Source organism: Coprococcus sp. RTP21281st1_F1_RTP21281_210402 (assembly GCF_040915325.1).
In the GTDB taxonomy this organism is placed as follows: Bacteria; Bacillota; Clostridia; order Lachnospirales; family Lachnospiraceae; genus Coprococcus; species Coprococcus aceti.
On the sequence record NZ_JBCPDQ010000015.1, the window covers coordinates 1 to 20109 of the forward strand.

Here is a 20109-nt window from a genome sequence, read left to right on the forward strand (position 1 = left end):
ACCTGTACAATACAGGATAGCATCCATGTGTTCAGCCTAGTTCATAAATATGTGTCCAGGATTCTGGGTACATATCACAGGAAACTATCTGTTCATTGCCGTTTTTATTACGATGAAATAAGAAAAACAGTGAAGTATACAAATGAGAGTGTTATACTTAAAAATAAAATAGATGTAGTATAGAAAAAGAGGAGGAAGAATAATGGGAGATGATGCTGAACTCTATACGGATATGCAGGAGCCGTGGTTTTGGGATTGGGTAGAAGGCAGTAATGATGATTATGAAGATGATTATGAGCTTGAATTGGTATATGATCGCTATTTTTTTGTTGATTATGAAAATGTTAATCGGGAAGGACTCAATGGAATTTCAAAGCTTGAAGAGACGGATTGTGTAAGAATTTATTATAGCGATGCAGCTGATACTATGACTTTTGGATTACATAGAAGGATTAATGCATCAAAGGCACATTTTGATTATATAAAAGTTCAAATTCCGATAAAAAATGCAGTTGACTGTCAGATATTATTTGATATTAGGGATTTTGCCAAGCAGAATCGTATTGCAAAGTATTATATTATTTCAAAAGACTCTGATTTCGATCAGGCTGTTAAGTCATTTGCGTCTAACAAGATAAAAGTGCAAAAGGCAGAAGAGATATGCAAATTGACAGGGAAAAATGCCATTACACCCAATACCTCTGTTACAAAGGAAAAAGTTTCGGCAGACAAGGGTGGAAAAGAAATGCAAATAAGGTCTTTTTTGAATCAGAATTTCAAAGAAAAAGAATTTGTAGATAAGAAAGAAAATGTGGTGCAATTGTTATCAATTGCTACAACAAGGCAGCAGGTAAATAACGATTTGCAAAGAATCTTCTCTAATGATAAAGTTGGGGCGGTTTATAAGAAAATAAGGCCACTGATAAAAGACCTTCCGGGAAGATAGTATGCTACACATAGTCTGAAACTATGACGAGCCTCAAAATAATAGTATTTTTCATGGACAGTCTATCCTGCTAGAATATCCTCAAGTTAAGAAAACGAGAAAACACGACGGAGGATAAAGACATATGAGCAAATTACAGACACCTTTCAGATACGATTTTGTAGGAAGCTTTCTGAGACCACAGGCACTCAAGGATGCGAAGGCGGCATACAGGGACGGAAAGATCACCAAGGAGGAGTTCGACAAAGTTGTTAATGAGGAGATTACCAAGGTCGTTGAAAAGCAGAAGGAACTTGGATTCCATGCGATCACAGATGGCGAGTTCAGAAGAACATTCTGGCATCTTGACTTTATGTGGGGATTTGATGGAGTTGCCCATGAGAACACTGGAAATGGTGTGAAATTCGATGCAGAGCTTGCGGTTCTTGATGATACGTATCTTGTAGGTAAGATAAAGGCAAAGGCTCATCCATTTGTTGAATATTTCAAGTTCTTAAAGCAGTTCGAGGATGAGAATACTGTTGCAAAGTATACGATACCGGCTCCTGCACAGACATTTCAGCAGATGATAGTACCTGACAATATTGCAAACACAAGGAAGTTCTATCCTACAAATGAGGAGCTTATCCAGGACATTGGAAAGGCTTATCAGGATGTTATTAAGCAGTTTTACGATGCAGGCTGTCGAAATCTTCAGCTTGACGATTGTACATGGGGCGCCATAGTGGGGGATGCAGCAAAGCAGAGATATAAGTCACTTGGAATATCACTTGAGGATGTCAAGAAGGAGCTGCTTGCAGTGAACAACCTTGCTTTGGAAGGAAAGCCGGAGGATATGGTCATCACTTCACATATCTGCAGAGGAAATTACCACTCAACATTCTTCACAAGCGGTCCTTATGACACAGTTGCGGATTATGTATTTGCAAATGAGAATGTAGATGCGCTGTTCCTTGAGTATGACGATGAGAGATCAGGCGGATTTGCACCTCTTGCAAAGGTTTCAGAGAACAAGAAGGTCGTGCTCGGACTCATCACAACAAAGTTTCCGGTTCTTGAGGACAAGGAGAAGGTCATTGCAAGGATCCATGAGGCTGCAAAGTATGTACCACTTGACAGATTATGCCTGAGCCCTCAGTGTGGATTTGCATCGTGTGAGATCGGAAACAAGCTGACAGAGGAAGAGCAGTGGGCAAAGCTCAAGCTCGTTAAGGAGATAGCAGAGGAAGTCTGGTCATAAAATAGAGTATTATAGAAGTGAAGTGGCGGCGAACAGAAGCAAGAATCTGTTCGCCGCTTTTTGTGTTATGAAATCTGTTATATACAAGCCTGATCGATATATGATACTATTAAGAAACGCGGAATCCTTGCGGGAGTTATATTCCCAGTGTTTTTGCTCGTGAGGATACTTCTTCTGAGAAAGAAGAATGCTAAAGAAAATGTATGTTAAAAAGCAGAAATATAGATATAGTTAGGAGTTAGATTCATGAAAAAGATTGTAGAGATGTGGAATAGGGTGTCGCTGATCGCGAAGATATTGGTTGGAATAGTGATCGGTGCGGTGCTGGGACTTCTGGTGCCGGGGGCAACGGGAATAGGCCTGATCGGAACCATGTTCGTCAGGGCGCTCAAGGCAATTGCGCCGATACTGGTGTTTGCCCTTGTCATCAGCTCAATTGCAAATGCAGGAAAGGGAAATGGCCAGCAGTTCCGTATGGTGACGATCATGTATATGCTCAGCACGCTGTGCGCAGCGATAGTGGCGGTGAGCGCAAGTTTTATTTTCCCTGTAACCATGACACTGGACCTTGAATCATATCAGGCGGATGTCGTCCCATCGGGAATCATGGAGGTCCTCCAGAATCTTTTGCTCAACATCACCGATAATCCCGTAAATGCGATACTCAACGCAAATTATCTCTGCATACTTGCATGGGCACTTTTGTTTGGACTTGCCATGCGACGGACAAGCAAGTCTATAAAATCTGCACTTGTATCCATATCGGATGCGGTATCAACCGTCGTGAGGTGGATCATCGGGTGCGCACCATTTGGAATCATGGGACTTGTGTTCACGACAGTATCGGAGAGTGGATTGTCGATATTCAAGGAATATGGCAGATTGCTGCTTGTGCTTGTGGGCGCCATGCTTATGGTTGCATTGATCGTAGATCCGCTCCTTGCGACTATCGTCTTAAGGAGAAATGCATATCCACTTGCGTGGAGATGCCTCAGAGAGTCAGGTGTGACGGCGTTCTTCACCAGAAGTTCTGCGGCAAATATCCCAGTGAACATGTCACTTTGCAAAAGACTTGGACTTGACCCGGATGTGTATTCGGTATCCATACCGCTTGGCGCGACCATCAATATGGATGGTGCCGCCATCACTATAACTATAATGGCGCTTTCCGTTGCAAATACCATGGGAGTGTCGGTTGACGTTCCGACAGCACTCATGCTCAGTCTTATGGCAACCCTTGGCGCGTGCGGTGCCTCAGGTGTTGCGGGAGGTTCGCTGTTGCTCATTCCTATGGCGTGCTCGCTGTTTGGAATCCCACAGGATATATCCATGCAGGCTGTTGCTGTCGGAATGATCATCGGAGTGGTCCAGGATTCACTTGAGACGGCAATCAACTCATCGGGAGATGTACTCTTTGCCGCTACAGCGGAGTACAGACAGTGGCAAAAGGATGGCAGAGAGTTTAAGATAGGCGCCATCGTGAATCCAGATGAGTAGGATATTCCCATATAAAAAATAATCGGGCATGTTCAGGAAGAAACATACCCGGTTGTTTTTGTCTTTATATTCCTCGTATCCCTGATTCTACAATTCCATTTGAATCTTTAGAGATTCCCTCAAGAATATGCGGAATTACCAACATATCCGTTCCGCATTTAGGACATGCTGCAATTCCCAGCAGTTCGCTGGTGCTTTCCAGACGATATTCAGACTGATATTCTATACCATCTTTCTGCCACATAAAAATATGTCCGCATTTGTAACACTGCACTTCCCTAAATGTATTTCCCATAATAAATAATAACCTCCGTTGCTGTTTAGTCGTATTTTTAGTTTAACTCATTGCTATTAACAATGAAAGAAACAACAGGTTTATCTTCATTAAATGCAATATTAAACACAAACAGTATTCATTATTTACAGAAACTTGTCCAGCTCCGCATCCACATTCTTCCTCTTCTTGATCTTTGGGTGGTCGATGATGTTTCCCTTGGTGATGACCATCTCAAGATTCCTGAGAACGCGCAGATCGTCAAGAGGATTTCCTGCGGTGACTATCATGTCTGCATATTTGCCCTTCTCGATGGATCCGGTGAGCTGTCCAATCCCGGCAAGCTCTGCACTCCGCTTTGTCGCGGTGTACAGTGCAAATGAGTTGGATACCCCGACGTATTTGTGGAAGTAGTATAGCTCACGCCAGAAGTCATACTGTGTGATCCATGGACAGCCGACGTCATTTCCCAGTACAACAGGGATGTCATTTGCCAGGGCTGCCTTTGAACAGTCAATGATTCCCTCAAATACGACATTTCCATTGTACTGCTCGACCTCAGTCGCATTCGTGAGGGTGCGGTCAAACAGGGCATATGGAAGAGCCGGAGAGATAGTGGTGCAGAGGAATGCCCCGCGTTCCTTGAAAAGTCTGATCATGTCATCGTCCATTTTAGCGCCGTGTTCGATGGAATCAACTCCGTTTTCCAGAGCAACGCGGACACCTTCGGGAGATTCGACGTGTGCGGAAACCATGTATCCGTCTGCATGAGCCTTGTCGCAGACTGCGCTCACCATGTCAGGAGACATCTTCAGTTCTCCAGGGACTCCCTTTTCCTTTGCATCAAGCACTCCACCGGTGATCATGAGCTTGATTATGTCAACCTTTTCTTTCTCACATTTGTTCAGGTGGGCAAGGGCTTCATCTATGTTTGCAGCAGCGATAGCTACAGATCCCGCCATATGTCCCCCGGGAACTGAGATTCCCTGATTGGCGGCAAGGATACGCGGCCCCATCTTGGTGCCTGCTTCGATCTCGTCACGCAGTCTGGTGTCAAAGTTGCCAAGGTCGCCAACAGTTCTTATGGTAGTGACACCGCTTAGCAGTTCGTCCTTTGCAAAGCCCGCCACCATGTTGTATGCGATGGCTCTGGTAAGCGCCGAGCCCATGATGGTATTTACAAGTTTTTCATTGTCGCGCTGCTTCTTCTGTGGTTTTCCGCTTCCCGCAAGATGTACATGCATATTGATAAGACCCGGCAGAATGTAATGTCCTTGAAGGTCTATGATCTTATATCCGTCAAGATCAGCAGTATCCTTTATGATGTCATATATTTTGCCATCTCTGACCAGGATACAGAGCCCGGTCTGTATCTGCATATCTTTAGTTCCGTTTAATATTTTTCCATTTGTAAATGCATAATTCATAGTCATCCCTCGCTTATAAAATGTGAATTCCCATAGCTCAAATATACAATATCCTAAACATGGTTTGCAACAGATGAAGAACTTTTATATAATTGTAGATAATATGCGGAAATTAAGATAACATATGAGAACTGAAAGAAAAACGGGAAAATGAACACTATGAAGAATGAGCCATTGTCTGGCAGATCAAAGACAGAGACAGGGAATAGCAAAACTGAATACAAGGCACATTACCATCTGCCCGGACTTTTTGAATTCTACGAGCTGTACAAGGTGTTCCTGCCACTATATCGTGAGCACAGGGAATATTTTTACGACTGGTGTGATATCGGTTCAGTGTATGGCGCACCGGGTGACTGCCTCTGGGGCGGTGGCAGAGTGGGATATGGTGACAGCGGTGCCGGAGATGTGCTGGAACTTATGAGTGAGTATGGAATATCGGCGAGGCTGACCTTCAGCAACTCACTACTGAGACCGGGACACCTTGCTGATAAGCAGTGTAATGACTTGTGCAGGGCGTTTGAGGATGGCAGGGCTGTTGCAGATGACACCCGAAGCAGGAGTATCATGCTAAGATCTAACCAGGCAGAAGGCAAGGCATATGTTCAAAATGGCGTCATAGTCCATTCGGAGCTGCTGCTTGATTATCTGCAGGAGAATTATCCGGGACTATATATGGTTTCATCGACAACAAAGGTCATTACGGACTTTGATCTGTTTTCAGCAGAGCTTGACCGGGATGAATTCCGATATGTTGTGCCGGATTTTCGGCTGAACAAAGCATTTGACAGGCTGGGTGCGTTTACGCAAAAGAAGAAAGACAAGGTGGAATTCCTGTGCAACGAATGCTGTTGGTTCTCCTGTCAGGACAGGAAAGACTGCTATGAGGATGTGAGCCGTATGGCTCTCGGAGAGAAGTCCATTCACCGCTGTACATCGCCGAACGCAGCAGGTGGCTATCGTTTCTCAAAAGCGATGGAGAATCCGGGATTTATAGGTATAGATGATATAAAGAACATTTACCTGCCGCTGGGGTTTTCAAATTTCAAGATAGAGGGAAGAAGTCTTGGAAGTGCCATAGTGCTGGAATTTCTACTATACTATATGACAAAGCCAGAGTACCAGCTGAGGGTAAGAGAAGAGATATATCTTGACAATACGCTGGATTTGTTCTAGGCGTGCGCGGGCAGTAGTCAGGGGCTGCGGATAGCATGGGAGGATAATATAGGCAGTCGATATGTATTTGAAATCTGCAGAGTATGTTTCGCAGCTCGTGGAGATAACAGAAAATTCCTGATCGAAGGGGGAAATGTATATGGAGAGAATAAAGAATTTATCCAGGACGCAAAAGGTTCTGATGAGCATTATAGTGGCAATGATCATAGCATTTTCCATAATTTATCCGATTATAATGTCCATAAAGGGAATAGAATTCAGGGGTGACTTTCTGACCCGAAAAGAAGAACAGGGAAATGTGACATATACAGATGGACATACAAGTATCATAGTATATGATGACCAGAGCATAGAATTTAAGTGTTATCATCGATTTACAGGAGATGGGTATAGAGACGTAACATATGGACCATATAGCTGGATGGAGGATCATTCTGCCATACCGGCAGGGACGGAGAACGGCATGTTATCATCTGATGATTATATCGGAGTAAAGATCATGGCGGGTGATAAGGTGTTTTTTAGAGGCGCTGTCTCAAAAGATGGATACATGGTATACAATGCGGACGGCACGATGACCAACGAGTTTGATGTGGTTTTAGGAGATTATTATGCAAATCCGCCGGATATTTATGAAATAGTGAAGTTTATTAATGGTCCGCAGACAACAAACAGAGGAAATATAGTATTATATATATTCGGAATCATTATATGCATCATTGCGGTCGTAAGTATGCTGTTTCCAGATGAACTTTTCAGATTGGCCATGTGGCCCAGGGTGAGAAACCTGTATGATGTTGAGCCGTCTGACTGGGAACTTACAGTCCGTGTTATCGAGTGGTATGTGCTTACGATTGGTGCATTTGTGGTATTTGTGATCGGACTTACGATGGGCAGTGTGACGTGACGACTCCGGACGAGTGATAGACAAAAGCGCTTAGCATATAGACAAATAGATGAAAGGATAACTTGAACAATATGGCATACACACCTAATGATATATATGATTATATAATTGAGAATGACAGGGAATCAGAATTCCTGCAGGCGATAACACTCCATAAACAGAACTTTTCCATAGGAGAGATTACAGACAGGCGTTTTCTCGTAAAAGAAGACAAGACGGTAAAGTTTATATCAAAGATGTATAAGATAAATATACAGATCACGGATGACGACATCATAACAGCGGTCATGAATGGACTCTATGTGAGTGCATTTATCTCAAGACAGGGCGATGCCTACAATGTGCATTTTCTCGTACATGCGTATCCGGAAAATATGAAGTCGCAGTTTGACGAAGAGATATTAAAGGAAGTCCTGCGATACATGATCATGATGACTATTGTACGGCTGAGACTGGATACGCCGGAGAAGGTGGAAGAATATCTGGGGAGCAGGGAGTAGCACTTTATGTAAATAAAGCTTATAGTCGCACCCCCTGGCTTTTTTATGAATAATATTTGGCTGTTATAAAGTTAGTTTTGATGAAACAAAAAAGCTGTCTGAAATAATTCAGACAGCTTCTGTCACGTGCGCAAGAGGATTCGAACCCCCGACACCTTGGTCCGTAGCCAAGTGCTCTATCCAGCTGAGCTATGCACACATGTTGATTAACAACATCAGTTATAATACAACAGGTTTGAGCAAATGTCAAATAAAAAGTTGCAAATATTTCAATTTTTTCATTCTCCCTGTGGTTGAAAAAATATCAGTAGGAGAAAAATAACTGTAATTATTCTTTAGGTGATTCTCTCTTAAGTTCAGGAATATATCGCTGACCATAAATGCTGTTCTTGATGGACTGCATCTCAAGGTCTGTTGCGGATATCACATCTGCGCATTTCTTAAGTCTTGCGGATATCATGTCCACGTTCGGGATATCCTTCTTATATCTGAGCTGGTGATCCAGGCTCGCCCAGAAGTCCATCGCGATTGTTCTGATCTGTACCTCCACACGCATATTCCTTGTGTGGTCTGCGAAGAACACAGGAATCTCGACTATGACATGCAGACTGCGGTAGCCATTTGGCTTTGGATGCGATATGTAGTCTTTTGCCTCGATCAGGGTGATGTCGTCCTGACTTATGAGCTTTTCTGCCACCATATATATGTCGTCGATGAATGGGCAGATGACCCTTATTCCGGCGACATCATCCAGATTGTTCAGTATACTTGCACATGTAACCGGACAGCCCTTGCTTGCAAGCTTTTTGGCAATGCTGACAGGCTTTTTGATCCTTGACTGTATGAATTCTATAGGATTTCTCTTATATCTTACGCTGAAATCATCGTTCAGCACTTCAAATTTTGTCTTCACCTCTCTGATGGCACATGAATACATCATCATGATCTCCTCAAAACTATGCATCTCCTGCATGAAAGGATTTTCCTCCGGGCGCAGGAGTGAATTGATGTATTTGCTGTTCAGAGCGTTTGTCTGTATTGATTCCATAACTCCTCCAAAATGTAAAAAAACTGGAATGGTGTGTCCTGTTGCACAACTATGTGTATTATACTACATTCCACTTGTGCTTAAAAATAAAATTTTATAAAATACCTGTGAATGATCAATAAATACTGACAGGCATAACCATTTTGCTTTATTTGTCAGTTCACAGAGTCAGGAGAAGACAATGAGCTATTTTGATGAGATGATCGCCACGGAGCGTATACCGGATTCCTATGTGGGATGGGAACAGTACAGACGTGAGGTGACGGAATATATAGAAAATAACTGCCGGGTAAAAAAAGAATCCGGGCAGGATGCAGATGCAGCGAATTCAAAGCCTGTGCTTGCACTGTGGGGAATAGGGCCGGCCGGCGATATAGATATAGGAAGATTGGCAGATAATTACAGGCTGGTGCTCATAGACAGAGACAGGGAAGCTGTGCTTTCGGCAGTCAGGGAATATGGGCTGAAGGAACAGGATTATATAATAGCGGATATTCCATTCTGGCTTGTAGACGATGACCAGTACCGCTTGTATGAGGCGATGCTTGAGGACTGTGAGGACACCGAGCATATACTTGAGTTCCTGACAGGCATAGCGACTGCCAATTCCGGTAAATATATTGGCAGAACGGAATCTGGGGATATAGTAAATGACACCGACAGGTATCTTGATATATTTGATTACAGTGTGGCGGTCGGGCTTCACAGCCAGCTCAATTCCAGATTTGCGGCATTGCTTTACCACTACAGGGACAATTATCATGACGAGGATCTTAGACTCATAAGCAGTGCCATCTCGGGGCTGAACGAGGCGGCGGTGGAGAGACTCAATGACTACATGTACCATATGACAAAGGATGTCCTCATATATGGATATGAGGTCGCTGCATGTGAGGATCAGACATGCGCAGAGAAGCTTGCAAATGCATTTGACAGGCGGGATGTGGAGACGATGAAGTCGGTGGAGCACATAGAAGGTGTGGCACAGCTCATGAAGGATATGTCGCTTCATATGAACTACGACGTGGAGCTGGTTGACAGCCGCCATATGGTATGGCCATTTGACACGGCCGGTGGCAGGAAAAATTACGTGATGGGATTTGCCGCCATGCGGAAGATATGATGTTGTAAATAGGCGGAAAAGATTAAAAAGTTAAATGACATTCCATAAAAATCAGTTGATATAACGTATATTATCATGAGGAGGGAGCTATGACAGACAGAGAATTTGAACAGTGCATGTCTGCGATGGCGGCGGGCGACAGGGATAGCCTGCGGCACATATATGATGCGTATCTGAAGCTCATATATGCTGTGGTGTACGACACCATAGGACAGCGCGAGGAGGCTGAGGATGTGACATCGGAATTCTTCATCAAGCTGTATAGCATTGCGGGAAGCTATAAGCCGGGAAATGGACATAAGAAATGGTTGGTCACGATCGCCCGGAATATGGCGGTGGACAGGATCAGGAAGATAGACCGTGAGGCTCTGGTGGATGAGATACCGGAGACCGGGCAGAGTGGCAGCATGGAGGAACAGGTTGTGAACAGCGTGTCACTGAAGGTGGCCATGGAGTCGCTTAAGCCTGATGAGCGGGAGATAGTTGATATGAAGGTGGCTGGAGGATTTACCTTCAGAGAGATATCAGAGATAGTTGGCAAGCCGATGGGAACAGTCACGTGGCTTTACAACAGTGCGATCAAGAGACTTAGGAGGTGCAGACTATGAACAGACATGAAGATGAACTGGAAAAGGAAATAGCTGACAAATATATAGAGAATATGGATGCACCTGATCTCTGGGGAAAAATAGAGGCAGGACTTGATGCGGTGGATGCGCATCGGGTGCAGGATAAGAAATCTGGAGATAAGAAGTTTGGAGTCAAGAAAGACCGTAAAGACAGGAACAGAAGAACCATCCAGATCGTTTCCGGTCTTGTGGCAGCGGCAGTGGTGTGTGTGCTGATCGTAGCCGGACCGTTAAGGAACAGCCGTAAGAGGGCAAGCGATAAGACAGCGCAGGACAACAGTGTGAAGGTGACTTCGGATGAAAGTTATTATGCACAAGAAAGTGACGCGGCTGCGGCAGACGATATTCAAAGCGATGCTGCTGAAATGGCAGAAAACGCCACGGCGAGTTATGATGTACAGAGAAATACTGATGCTCAGAATTCTGTGAATAGTGCTGACTATATCCCCATGATCATGTTGGATGGTGTGCTCTACAGGGACACATACGACATGGTCGATGCTGACAGCGTGGATGAGAGCAAAGCGGCCTACGCTGAGAGCTACACCGATGGCGTGCCGGCAAATGACGGCGAGGTCAACTTTGACATGAACCCATCCAGAAACTCAGCCTACATTGTGTGTGATGATGGCAGCCTTGTAGTGAAGGTTGAGGGCAACTGGTACAGATTTGAGAGGGCAGAATAGCACAAACAAATCAAAAATTAAAAAAATACAGAAATTACCATAAAAAATAGTAATCCCTTCGTATATAGAATATAAAGCTTGACCGGTAGCTTGAAATTCATATTACGGAGGGATTTTTTATGATGAAATATAATTCAAAAATATTTGCAAGATCCATATGCGCAGTTATGGCAGGGATTATGATGGTAGGAGGTCTTACGGGCTGCGGTAACGATGATGCAGTAGATGGCAGGGGAATGCGCCTTGAAAAACAAAATGGGGATAAGACAGAGATAACAGGGATCGCAGAAAAGTACAGGGAAAAAGAAAGTAAGCAAAAAAAGAAGTCGCTGCAGGACAATGGCTTGAGTGGAATATTCAACAGTACGTCGAATGATGTTATGTATGCGGAGGAAGCTTGTGATGTGGCAACAGTCGCTGGAGATACAGCGATGGTGACAGATGCTTCAAATTCTATGTATACAGAGATCGCCTACGATACGAGAGAGTATGACAGCGTGGCGGAGAATGGATTTGTATCCACAGCGGACAGACCTCTCTCCACATTTGCGGCGGACAGGGATACGGCATCATACAGCAACGTCAGGTCGTATATAGAGTCAGGCTGTCTCCCACCGGACGGAGCGGTGAGAATAGAAGAGATGCTGAACTATTTTACCTATGACTACAGAAGGAAGCCTGAGGATGGAGAGAAGTTCTCCATATACACAGAATATTCGGACTGCCCGTGGAATAAGGCCACAAAGCTCATGATGGTTGGGATCAACACGGATGAAATAGATTTTGGAGACAAGAAGCCTTCAAATCTGGTGTTCCTGATCGACACCTCGGGATCCATGTATGAAGATAACAAACTCCCACTCGTGCAGCAGTCATTTGCCATGCTGGCGGAGAATCTGGATGAGAACGACAAGGTGAGCATAGTCACATATGCGGGTGAGGATACGGTGGTGCTCTCGGGCACATCCGGCTCAGAGCAGTACACGATAAATGAGGCGCTTTCGAGTATGACAGCCGAGGGCTGTACCAACGGCGGAGATGCCATCATCACAGCTTACGAGCTGGCGGAGAAGAACTTTATAGAGGGAGGCAACAACCGTGTCATACTTGCAACGGACGGGGATCTGAACGTGGGGCTTACCAGTGAGAGCGACCTTGTGGATCTGATAACCGAGGAGAAGAAGGAAAACAACATTTTTCTCAGCGTGCTTGGGTTTGGAACGGACAATTTGAAGGACAACAAGCTTGAGGCTCTTGCTGATAATGGTGATGGAAGCTATGCGTTTATAGATTCTGCGTATGAGGCAAAGAAGGTGCTGGTGGACGAGATGGGCGGAACTCTGAACACCGTTGCCAAGGATGTGAAGTTTCAGATAGAGTTCAATCCGGCAAATGTCAAGGGTTACAGGCAGATAGGTTATGAGAACCGCGCCCTTGCGGATGCGGACTTTGCAAATGACGCTGTGGACGGCGGCGAGATAGGCGCAGGACATATGGTGACGGTGCTCTATGAGATAGTGCCTGCGGGATCAGACTTCGATGTGCCTGCAGCCGAGCACAAATACGGACAGGATTCCAATCAGGCAAATACATCGGAGACTGCATCACAAGACGTTAAGGATAAGTCTGATAGCGCAGAGGACTATACCGGTGAGCTTGCGACAGTGAACGTAAGATACAAGGAGCCGGATGGGGATAAGAGCAGTCTTGTGAGCCGTGTGGTGAAGACTGACAGCTACAGCAGCGAAATGTCCGTTGACATGAGTGCGGCAAGTGCCGTGGCGGCCTATGGTATGATCCTCAAAAACAGTGAATATGTGGGTTCTGCAGATTTTGATATGGTTATGGCTCTTGTTGGCGGTAAGGTGGACAGTTCAGCCGGCAGTGGCGATATTATCGATATGCAGTGGCAGGGCTTTGCAGACATGGTACGTCAGACGCAGAATATAACTGACTAGGGAAAATGTCGATAAGAGGAGCTGTTCGATATGGCTTTGTAATCACACTTTGTAATCACATTGTATAAAACTCTTTTATTTTATTGATAATTCTTGTATAATAACAAATTAGAGTGTCAATTAAGACGAAAAAATAAAAACAAGAATATCAATATAGACAGGAAGGGTAAGATTCATGGGCGAAAAAAAGATTATGCTTGGTAACGCAGCCATCGCCAGAGGCTGTTATGAAGCGGGTGTCAAGGTATCAGCGGCATATCCTGGAACACCAAGTACAGAGATCAGTGAGAACATGGTGCAGTACAAAGGAGATATCTACTCAGAGTGGTCACCAAATGAGAAGGTAGCCACAGAGGTAGCGATCGGTGCATCATTTGCGGGAGTGAGATCAATAGTGTCGATGAAGCATGTAGGTGTGAACGTGGCATCAGATCCGCTGTTCACCGCAGCATACACAGGTGTGAATGGAGGTATGGTACTTGTTGCAGCAGATGATCCTGGAATGTACTCATCACAGAATGAGCAGGATTCAAGACTTGTAGCAAGAACAGCCATGATCCCAGTTGTTGAGCCATCAGACAGCCAGGAGGCAAAGGATTTCACAAAGTATGCATTTGAGCTGAGTGAGAAGTATGATACTCCTGTAATGCTCCGTACAACCACAAGACTCTCACACTCACAGGGCGTTGTAGAGCTCTGTGACAGACAGGAGATTCCTGACAAGCCATATGAGAGAAATATAAAGAAATATGTCATGATGCCTGGTAACGCTATACCACGTCATGTATTTGTAGAGCAGAGACTCAAGGACATGGCAGCAGACGGAGCTGACATGCCGATCAACAGAGTTGAGATGAGAGACAAGAGTGTGGGTGTCATCACCAGCGGTATCCCTTACCAGTATGTCAGAGAGGCTATGCCAAACGCATCGGTCTTAAAGCTTGGCATGGTAAATCCACTCCCAAGAAAGATGATCGAGGACTTCTGTGCACAGGTAGACAAGGTGTATGTCATCGAGGAGCTTGAGCCACATATCGAGACTCAGGTCAGATCATGGGGAATAGATGCAGTCGGCAAGGAGCTGCTTACAGTTCAGGGTGAGTACAGCGCAAATATGCTCAGAGAGAAGCTTCTCGGCGAGAAGGTAGAGACAGTCGAGGCTGCTCAGGTTCCAGCTAGACCACCTATCCTCTGTCCAGGATGTCCACACAGAAGCGTATTCTCAGTCCTCTCAGAGCTGAAGATCCACGCTGCAGGAGATATCGGATGTTACACACTCGGAGCTGTCGCACCGCTCAGTGTTATTGACACAACAGTCTGCATGGGTTCATCCATCTCTACCCTTCATGGAATGGAGAAGGCAAAGGGCAAGGATTATATCAAGAACTGGGTAGCGGTCATAGGTGATTCAACATTCCTTCACACAGGTGTGAACTCACTCATGAACATGGTATACAACCAGAGCACAGGAACAGTCATCATACTTGACAACTCGACAACAGGTATGACAGGACATCAGGATCACGCCGCAACAGGTAAGACACTGATGGGAGATTCTACATATGCCATTGATATTTACAATCTCTGCAAGGCACTGGGAATCCAGAGCGTCCATGAGATAAATGCATTTGATATAGAAGGTCTTAAGAAGCTCATCAAGGAGGAGACAGCAAAGGATGAGGTATCAGTCATCATCACAAAGTCACCTTGTGTACTCTTGAAGACGACTAAGATAACAGGAAGATGCAAGGCAATACCTGAGAAGTGCAAGAAGTGCGGTATGTGCTTAAAGCCTGGATGCCCTGCAGTTATCAGGCAGGAGGATGGAACCATCCGTATAGATGACACACTCTGTACAGGCTGTGGACTGTGCATGAAGCGTTGTAAGTTCGATGCTATAGAAAGGGAGGAGTTCTAATCATGGAGACAAAGAATATTATGATCGTCGGCGTAGGCGGACAGGGAACACTTCTCACAAGCCGTATACTCGGTGGAATCACCACGGCAGCAGGTTATGATGTAAAGCTCTCAGAGGTTCACGGAATGAGCCAGAGAGGTGGAAGTGTTGTTACATATGTAAGATATGGTGAGAAGGTAAATGAGCCTATCGTGGAAGAGGGATGTGCAGATGTCCTCATAGCATTTGAGAGACTTGAGGCGCTCAGATATGCACACTTCCTGAAGAAGGATGGAGTTATCATCGTAAATGACCAGAGAATAGATCCTATCACTGTAGTTACAGGCGCAGCACAGTATCCTGATGGAATCATCGAGGAGCTCAGCGGCAAGTACAAGGTTATCTCAGTTGATGCCATGGACGAGGCAAAGAAGCTTGGCAACAACAAGGTATTTAACACAGTCATCATAGGAATCGCGGCACAGCACATGGATTTCTCACATGATGCATGGGTTGAGGTTATCAAGAACACAGTTCCACCTAAGACAGTGGAGAAGAATCTTGAGGCATTTGAGGTTGGCTACAACCTTAAGTAATTTGACGATTTTTAGTACAAAAGACGGATTTTGGCATAAAAAAAGTCCGTCTTTTGTTGATTAATGGTGGAAAAAAGGACCCTCATATGGTAAAATCAACACATATGATGGTTTGCGGGGTGCGTACACATGAATGATATTAACAAGGATGAGATTGACGCAAGATGGCATATGCTGGTATGGCGTATGATGATAGTTATATGCAGTATTTCTTTTGTTATTTCATGGATATTATTTGGAGTATACAGAGTAGATAAGAGCATAGGAGCAGGCGCATATATAGTAAAGTATATCGTGCTGCCGATGATAGTACAGGCTATAGCAATCACAATTTGCTATTTTTATATGAAGCACGATGAGGCGGACATAAAGCACAAGAATTATGTCGTGACAGGTATGATATATGTATGTGTCGGTGTTATAGCATTTACATATTGCACCATATACCCGCTTATACTTATTCCGTGTGTCACCATAATTGCCACGGCGTTATTTGCAGATCAGGAGCTGACGGTATGGTCGGGAGTTGCGGTGCTTGCACTCATGGTCATCAATGTTGTGAGATTACATTTGAATGTCGGTGAGCTTGCCACACAGATGAACTGGGTTGGAGCACTGCTCATATACATACTGGTAGTATCTGTTATGTGTGCGATGGTTATGGTCGTCAACAAGCACACGAAGGCACTTATGGAATCGATTGCCGGAAGCTACAACAGACAGGTAACACTGATGAGTGAGCTTATGGTTGATCCGATGACAGGCCTGTACAACAGAAGATCATTTGAGGAGAGCCTTGATAAGGAGATCGAGAATGTGGAGCAGACTGGGGCGAAGTCCTATGTCACCATATTTGATATAGATCATTTCAAGGAAGTCAACGATACATATGGCCACAGCAATGGAGATATAGTTATCAAGGCGCTGTGTAAGATGATGAAGGAGAAGTCGAAGGATATGGGACTTGCCTTCAGATACGGCGGTGAGGAGTTCGTGATACTGTTCCATGATGTGGAACTGTCCAAGGTCATGAATGTTGTTGAGGACATAAGAACAGAGTTCAGATGCTACTATTTCCACTTTATGAACAAGGATGGAATAACCTGTAGCTGTGGTGTCGCTGAGTACACCAAGGGAGAGAGTTCCAAGGCATGGTTCAACAGAGCGGATTCAGCACTCTATAAGGCGAAGGAATCAGGAAGAAACAGAACAGTTATAAGTGAATAAAAAATAACACATTGGGCTGTGCTCAATGTGTTATTTTTTTATGGAATTATTCAAATGTTATGATATGTCCGGCGTTACTGGACATAATCGTTCAGCCACTGAACCACACCGTTGGATATTGCCTTGGCGTAGTTCTCAAGATTTTCATTGAAATAGTCCAGATCGTCCTGGTTGGTCATGAAGCCCATCTCAACGATCATGCTTGTCATATCGGTGTCTCTGATGACTGCATAGTCATCATCGCTGTCTCCCTGGGTTCCGATTCGCACCCCTCGGTTGGAGGTTATACCAACTTCCTCGAGATTGCTCAGAATGTCATCTGCGGCCGCATAACTGCGCTCAGATCCTGAGCTGTGTATCCATATCTCAATGCCCTTTGTGGTGTTTGGGTTGGCTGTTGAATTGCGGTGTAGCGAAACGAAGATATCAGCCTTGGCCTTGTTTGCTATCTTTGAACGGGAGTCGAGCTGTGTGTCGCTGTCGTCGGATCTGGTCATTATGACGTTGACGCCGCTCTTTTTCAGGGCTTTGGCAACCTCCTGCGCAAGACGGAGATTGTCGTCCTTCTCGTAGCTTCCGTCAAGTCCCACAGCGCCTACATCGCTTCCTCCATGACCAGCATCCACACACACCGTGTATGTGTCGTTGGCCTTCTGGAGCATGACAGTCTGTCCTTTCCCCTTGGTGATCTGTGCCTTTGCCAGAAAAAATCCCATGACAAGTATGCACAATAATAGTATGATGTTTATGGCGACCAAAAAGACGACGAGGGAACGCATCTGTTTCAGCGTCATTTTCTTTTTTCGTTTGCTCATGTTTTCTCCTTTGTGGAAATATCTTTGATAAAGATACCTCAAAATCCGATGTTTTTCAACTGGGGATATGGAGAACGTGAACAGCATGGCCGCAGCAGAGGTGTTCTGCGCTTACGCAGTATAAATGTACAGGAGGAATATTTATGATAATAGATTTTCACACACACACGTATCCCGACAGGATAGCAGCCAAGACGGTAGGGCTTCTGGAGAGCAGATCCGGTACAAGGGCACATTCGGATGGCACACTTGACGGACTGGAGAATGACATGAGGAGCAGACATGTGGATGTGTCTGTGGTACTTCCGGTGGCAACGTCTCCGAAACAATATAAGCATATAAATGAATTCGCAGTTGATGAGAATGAGCGCTTTTCAGAGACACATGTGTGGTCGTTTGGAGGGATACATCCCGACAATGACAATTACAAAGAGATACTCAGGGATATATGCGACAAAGGTCTGAAGGGGATAAAGATCCATCCTGACTACCAGGGGGCTTTTTTCAACGATATAAGATATAAAAGGATAATCAGCTATGCCACAGAGCTTGGGCTTATCGTGGTGACACATGCGGGAACAGACATAGGACTTCCTGATGTGACTCACTGCACTCCTGCAATGGCGGAGGAGGTGCTGGATGAGGTTGGGCCTGACAAGCTTGTGCTTGCCCATATGGGTGGATGGCAGATGTGGGATGACGTGCTGAACAGACTTTGCGGAAGAGATGTGTATTTTGACACGGCATTTTCCTATGGACAGATAGACTGGCGGGAGGGGGCATCGCACAGATGGCAGCTTCTTGATGGTGACATGTTTAAGAAGATAGTGGCAGCTCACGGGTCTGACAAGATCCTGTTCGGAACGGACAGCCCATGGTCTGATCAGGAACAGTCATGTGCGGACATAGAGGCCCTTGATCTGGAAGATGTGGACAAAAACAATATATTTGAGAATAATGCGCGAAAATTGCTTGGATTGAAATTGAATTTTTAGAAAAAATACGCGAAAACCTATTGATAATGTTTTAAAAATGTGTTACATTTTTGTTACGCCAATGAAATTTTTCACAGATAGTAATACACGAAAGACATGTCGGAGCCTAACGACATGTCTTTTTTATGTGCTGTGGAGCGGACTGCCCACTGTAAGTATCATTATATGAAGCGGTTTATAAAATAAAAAAGACTTGAGATAAATCTCAAGTCTTAGTAGCTGGGCTACAAGGATTCGAACCTTGAAAATGCTGGAGTCAGAGTCCAGTGCCTTACCATTTGGCGATAGCCCATTGCCTCAACAAATGGTAGTATATACTAAAGCTCAGAATAATGCAAGCACTTTTTTAAAAAAATTTCAAAAAAATTTTTCACCTTGCGATAGCCCTCTAAATAGGGTATAAAATTATAGTAAAATGAGCATCATGGAGGTGGCGTAATGTATTCATATGAAGCGATAGTCAGGTATAGTGAGACTGGTGGAAATAAGATATCCAACATGGCGACCATAGCGAACTATTTCCAGGACTGTGCTATACTGCAGTCGGAGGAGGTCGGCATAGGGCTGGATTATCTGGCAGAACACCACAGAGCATGGTTCCTGGTTTCCTGGCAGATAGAGGTGGTCAGATATCCTGCGATGGGAGAGAAGATCAAGGTCAGGACGTGGGCATATGATTTCAAGGCATCTCTGGGATTCAGAAATATAGATATACTGGACGAGAATGGAGAACGCATAGTTAAGGCGGCATCCATTTGGAGCTATATGGACACCGAGAGGCTGAGACCTGTCAAGATAGACAAAGAGGTGTCAGACGCATATCCGATGGAGCCTGCCATAGACATGGAGTATGCGCCGCGCAAGGTAAAACTGCTGGGCGATGCGGAGACTATAGATACCAGAAAGGTCATGTCTTATCAGATAGACTCCAACAATCATATGAATAATGAAGCGTATATTGCTCTTGCCCAGGAATACGTGGATGATGTTGCGGATATTATTGCAGTCAGAGCGGAATATAAGATGCAATATGTGAAAGATGATGTTATAGTAGTAAAGAGGTTTATTGACGACAGATATGTTCAGATAATCCTGGCAGATGAAGAGGACAGGACAAGGTGTGTTGTCCAGTTTGAACGGAGCAGTAAGGATATATGATATACTGTGT

Annotated in this window: 19 protein-coding genes and 2 tRNA genes; 15 read left to right on the plus strand and 6 right to left on the minus strand. The window is 44.7% G+C overall.

Annotated elements, in window-relative coordinates:
• The first annotated feature begins 202 nt into the window (after positions 1-202).
• From AB5150_RS14820 to sstT, 3 genes are all read left to right on the plus strand, one after another.
• A complete protein-coding gene (locus AB5150_RS14820; RefSeq protein ID WP_055274035.1) occupies positions 203-946 on the plus strand; it encodes a PIN domain-containing protein in 744 nt (247 codons plus the stop codon).
• Positions 947-1070: 124 nt separating this feature from the next.
• Entirely contained in the window at positions 1071-2186 is a 1116-nt protein-coding gene (locus AB5150_RS14825) for a 5-methyltetrahydropteroyltriglutamate--homocysteine S-methyltransferase (protein ID WP_015533447.1), read from the plus strand.
• 246 nt (positions 2187-2432) lie between these two features.
• Entirely contained in the window at positions 2433-3683 is a 1251-nt protein-coding gene (gene sstT / locus AB5150_RS14830) for a serine/threonine transporter SstT (RefSeq protein WP_015533446.1), read from the plus strand.
• A 64-nt stretch (positions 3684-3747) separates the two neighbouring features.
• On the opposite strand, the gene AB5150_RS14835 is transcribed toward sstT, so the two are convergent.
• Entirely contained in the window at positions 3748-3978 is a 231-nt protein-coding gene (locus AB5150_RS14835; protein WP_015533445.1) for a hypothetical protein, read from the minus strand.
• Between the two features lie 125 nt (positions 3979-4103).
• The gene (locus AB5150_RS14840) at positions 4104-5384 is read right to left on the minus strand and encodes an amidohydrolase family protein (protein ID WP_368292132.1); all 1281 of its coding nucleotides are present in this window, start codon (positions 5382-5384) and stop codon (positions 4104-4106) included.
• A gap of 150 nt (positions 5385-5534) precedes the next feature.
• Here AB5150_RS14840 and AB5150_RS14845 point away from each other — a divergent pair, with 150 nt between their 5' ends.
• The 3 genes from AB5150_RS14845 (at position 5535) to AB5150_RS14855 (ending at position 7967) form a co-directional block, all read left to right on the plus strand.
• Positions 5535-6560, plus strand: coding sequence for a hypothetical protein (locus AB5150_RS14845; RefSeq protein ID WP_242859170.1), 1026 nt, complete (start codon positions 5535-5537; stop codon positions 6558-6560).
• Positions 6561-6699: 139 nt separating this feature from the next.
• Positions 6700-7467 carry a hypothetical protein gene (locus AB5150_RS14850; RefSeq protein WP_349818814.1) on the plus strand — a complete coding sequence of 256 codons (768 nt, stop codon included), beginning with the start codon at positions 6700-6702 and terminating at the stop codon, positions 7465-7467.
• 71 nt (positions 7468-7538) lie between these two features.
• A complete protein-coding gene (locus tag AB5150_RS14855; RefSeq protein ID WP_004853714.1) occupies positions 7539-7967 on the plus strand; it encodes a hypothetical protein in 429 nt (142 codons plus the stop codon).
• 125 nt (positions 7968-8092) lie between these two features.
• Here the strand turns inward: AB5150_RS14855 and AB5150_RS14860 are convergent.
• Together AB5150_RS14860 and AB5150_RS14865 are read right to left on the minus strand one after the other, a co-directional pair.
• Positions 8093-8166 (minus strand) — tRNA-Arg (locus tag AB5150_RS14860).
• 129 nt (positions 8167-8295) lie between these two features.
• On the minus strand, positions 8296-9015 hold the full coding sequence (locus tag AB5150_RS14865; RefSeq protein WP_349818813.1) for a GTP pyrophosphokinase family protein: 720 nt from the start codon (positions 9013-9015) through the stop codon (positions 8296-8298).
• Positions 9016-9196: 181 nt separating this feature from the next.
• Here AB5150_RS14865 and AB5150_RS14870 point away from each other — a divergent pair, with 181 nt between their 5' ends.
• From AB5150_RS14870 to AB5150_RS14900, 7 genes are all read left to right on the plus strand, one after another.
• The gene (locus AB5150_RS14870; protein ID WP_349818812.1) at positions 9197-10138 is read left to right on the plus strand and encodes a hypothetical protein; all 942 of its coding nucleotides are present in this window, start codon (positions 9197-9199) and stop codon (positions 10136-10138) included.
• An 89-nt stretch (positions 10139-10227) separates the two neighbouring features.
• Positions 10228-10746: an RNA polymerase sigma factor gene (locus AB5150_RS14875; RefSeq protein ID WP_015533439.1), complete on the plus strand. Its 519-nt coding sequence runs from the start codon at positions 10228-10230 to the stop codon at positions 10744-10746.
• Entirely contained in the window at positions 10743-11453 is a 711-nt protein-coding gene (locus AB5150_RS14880; protein WP_055274038.1) for a hypothetical protein, read from the plus strand. Before AB5150_RS14875 ends, AB5150_RS14880 begins: the two co-directional genes overlap by 4 nt.
• Positions 11454-11572: 119 nt before the next feature.
• Entirely contained in the window at positions 11573-13411 is a 1839-nt protein-coding gene (locus AB5150_RS14885; protein WP_349818811.1) for a von Willebrand factor type A domain-containing protein, read from the plus strand.
• Between the two features lie 175 nt (positions 13412-13586).
• The gene (gene iorA / locus AB5150_RS14890) at positions 13587-15329 is read left to right on the plus strand and encodes an indolepyruvate ferredoxin oxidoreductase subunit alpha (protein WP_368292134.1); all 1743 of its coding nucleotides are present in this window, start codon (positions 13587-13589) and stop codon (positions 15327-15329) included.
• Between the two features lie 2 nt (positions 15330-15331).
• Complete coding sequence (locus AB5150_RS14895) at positions 15332-15904, plus strand: indolepyruvate oxidoreductase subunit beta (protein ID WP_015533435.1); 573 nt, start codon at positions 15332-15334, stop codon at positions 15902-15904.
• A gap of 129 nt (positions 15905-16033) precedes the next feature.
• The gene (locus AB5150_RS14900; RefSeq protein WP_117875354.1) at positions 16034-17131 is read left to right on the plus strand and encodes a GGDEF domain-containing protein; all 1098 of its coding nucleotides are present in this window, start codon (positions 16034-16036) and stop codon (positions 17129-17131) included.
• A gap of 74 nt (positions 17132-17205) precedes the next feature.
• Here the strand turns inward: AB5150_RS14900 and AB5150_RS14905 are convergent, their stop codons facing one another.
• A complete protein-coding gene (locus AB5150_RS14905; protein WP_349818810.1) occupies positions 17206-17946 on the minus strand; it encodes an N-acetylmuramoyl-L-alanine amidase in 741 nt (246 codons plus the stop codon).
• Positions 17947-18089: 143 nt separating this feature from the next.
• Between AB5150_RS14905 and AB5150_RS14910 the strand changes: the two genes are divergently transcribed.
• Positions 18090-18941, plus strand: coding sequence for an amidohydrolase family protein (locus tag AB5150_RS14910; protein ID WP_349818809.1), 852 nt, complete (start codon positions 18090-18092; stop codon positions 18939-18941).
• Positions 18942-19160: 219 nt separating this feature from the next.
• On the opposite strand, the gene AB5150_RS14915 is transcribed toward AB5150_RS14910, so the two are convergent.
• A tRNA-Gln gene (locus tag AB5150_RS14915) sits at positions 19161-19233 on the minus strand.
• A gap of 146 nt (positions 19234-19379) precedes the next feature.
• Here AB5150_RS14915 and AB5150_RS14920 point away from each other — a divergent pair.
• Complete coding sequence (locus AB5150_RS14920) at positions 19380-20099, plus strand: acyl-[acyl-carrier-protein] thioesterase (protein WP_015533431.1); 720 nt, start codon at positions 19380-19382, stop codon at positions 20097-20099.
• Positions 20100-20109 lie beyond the last annotated feature (10 nt).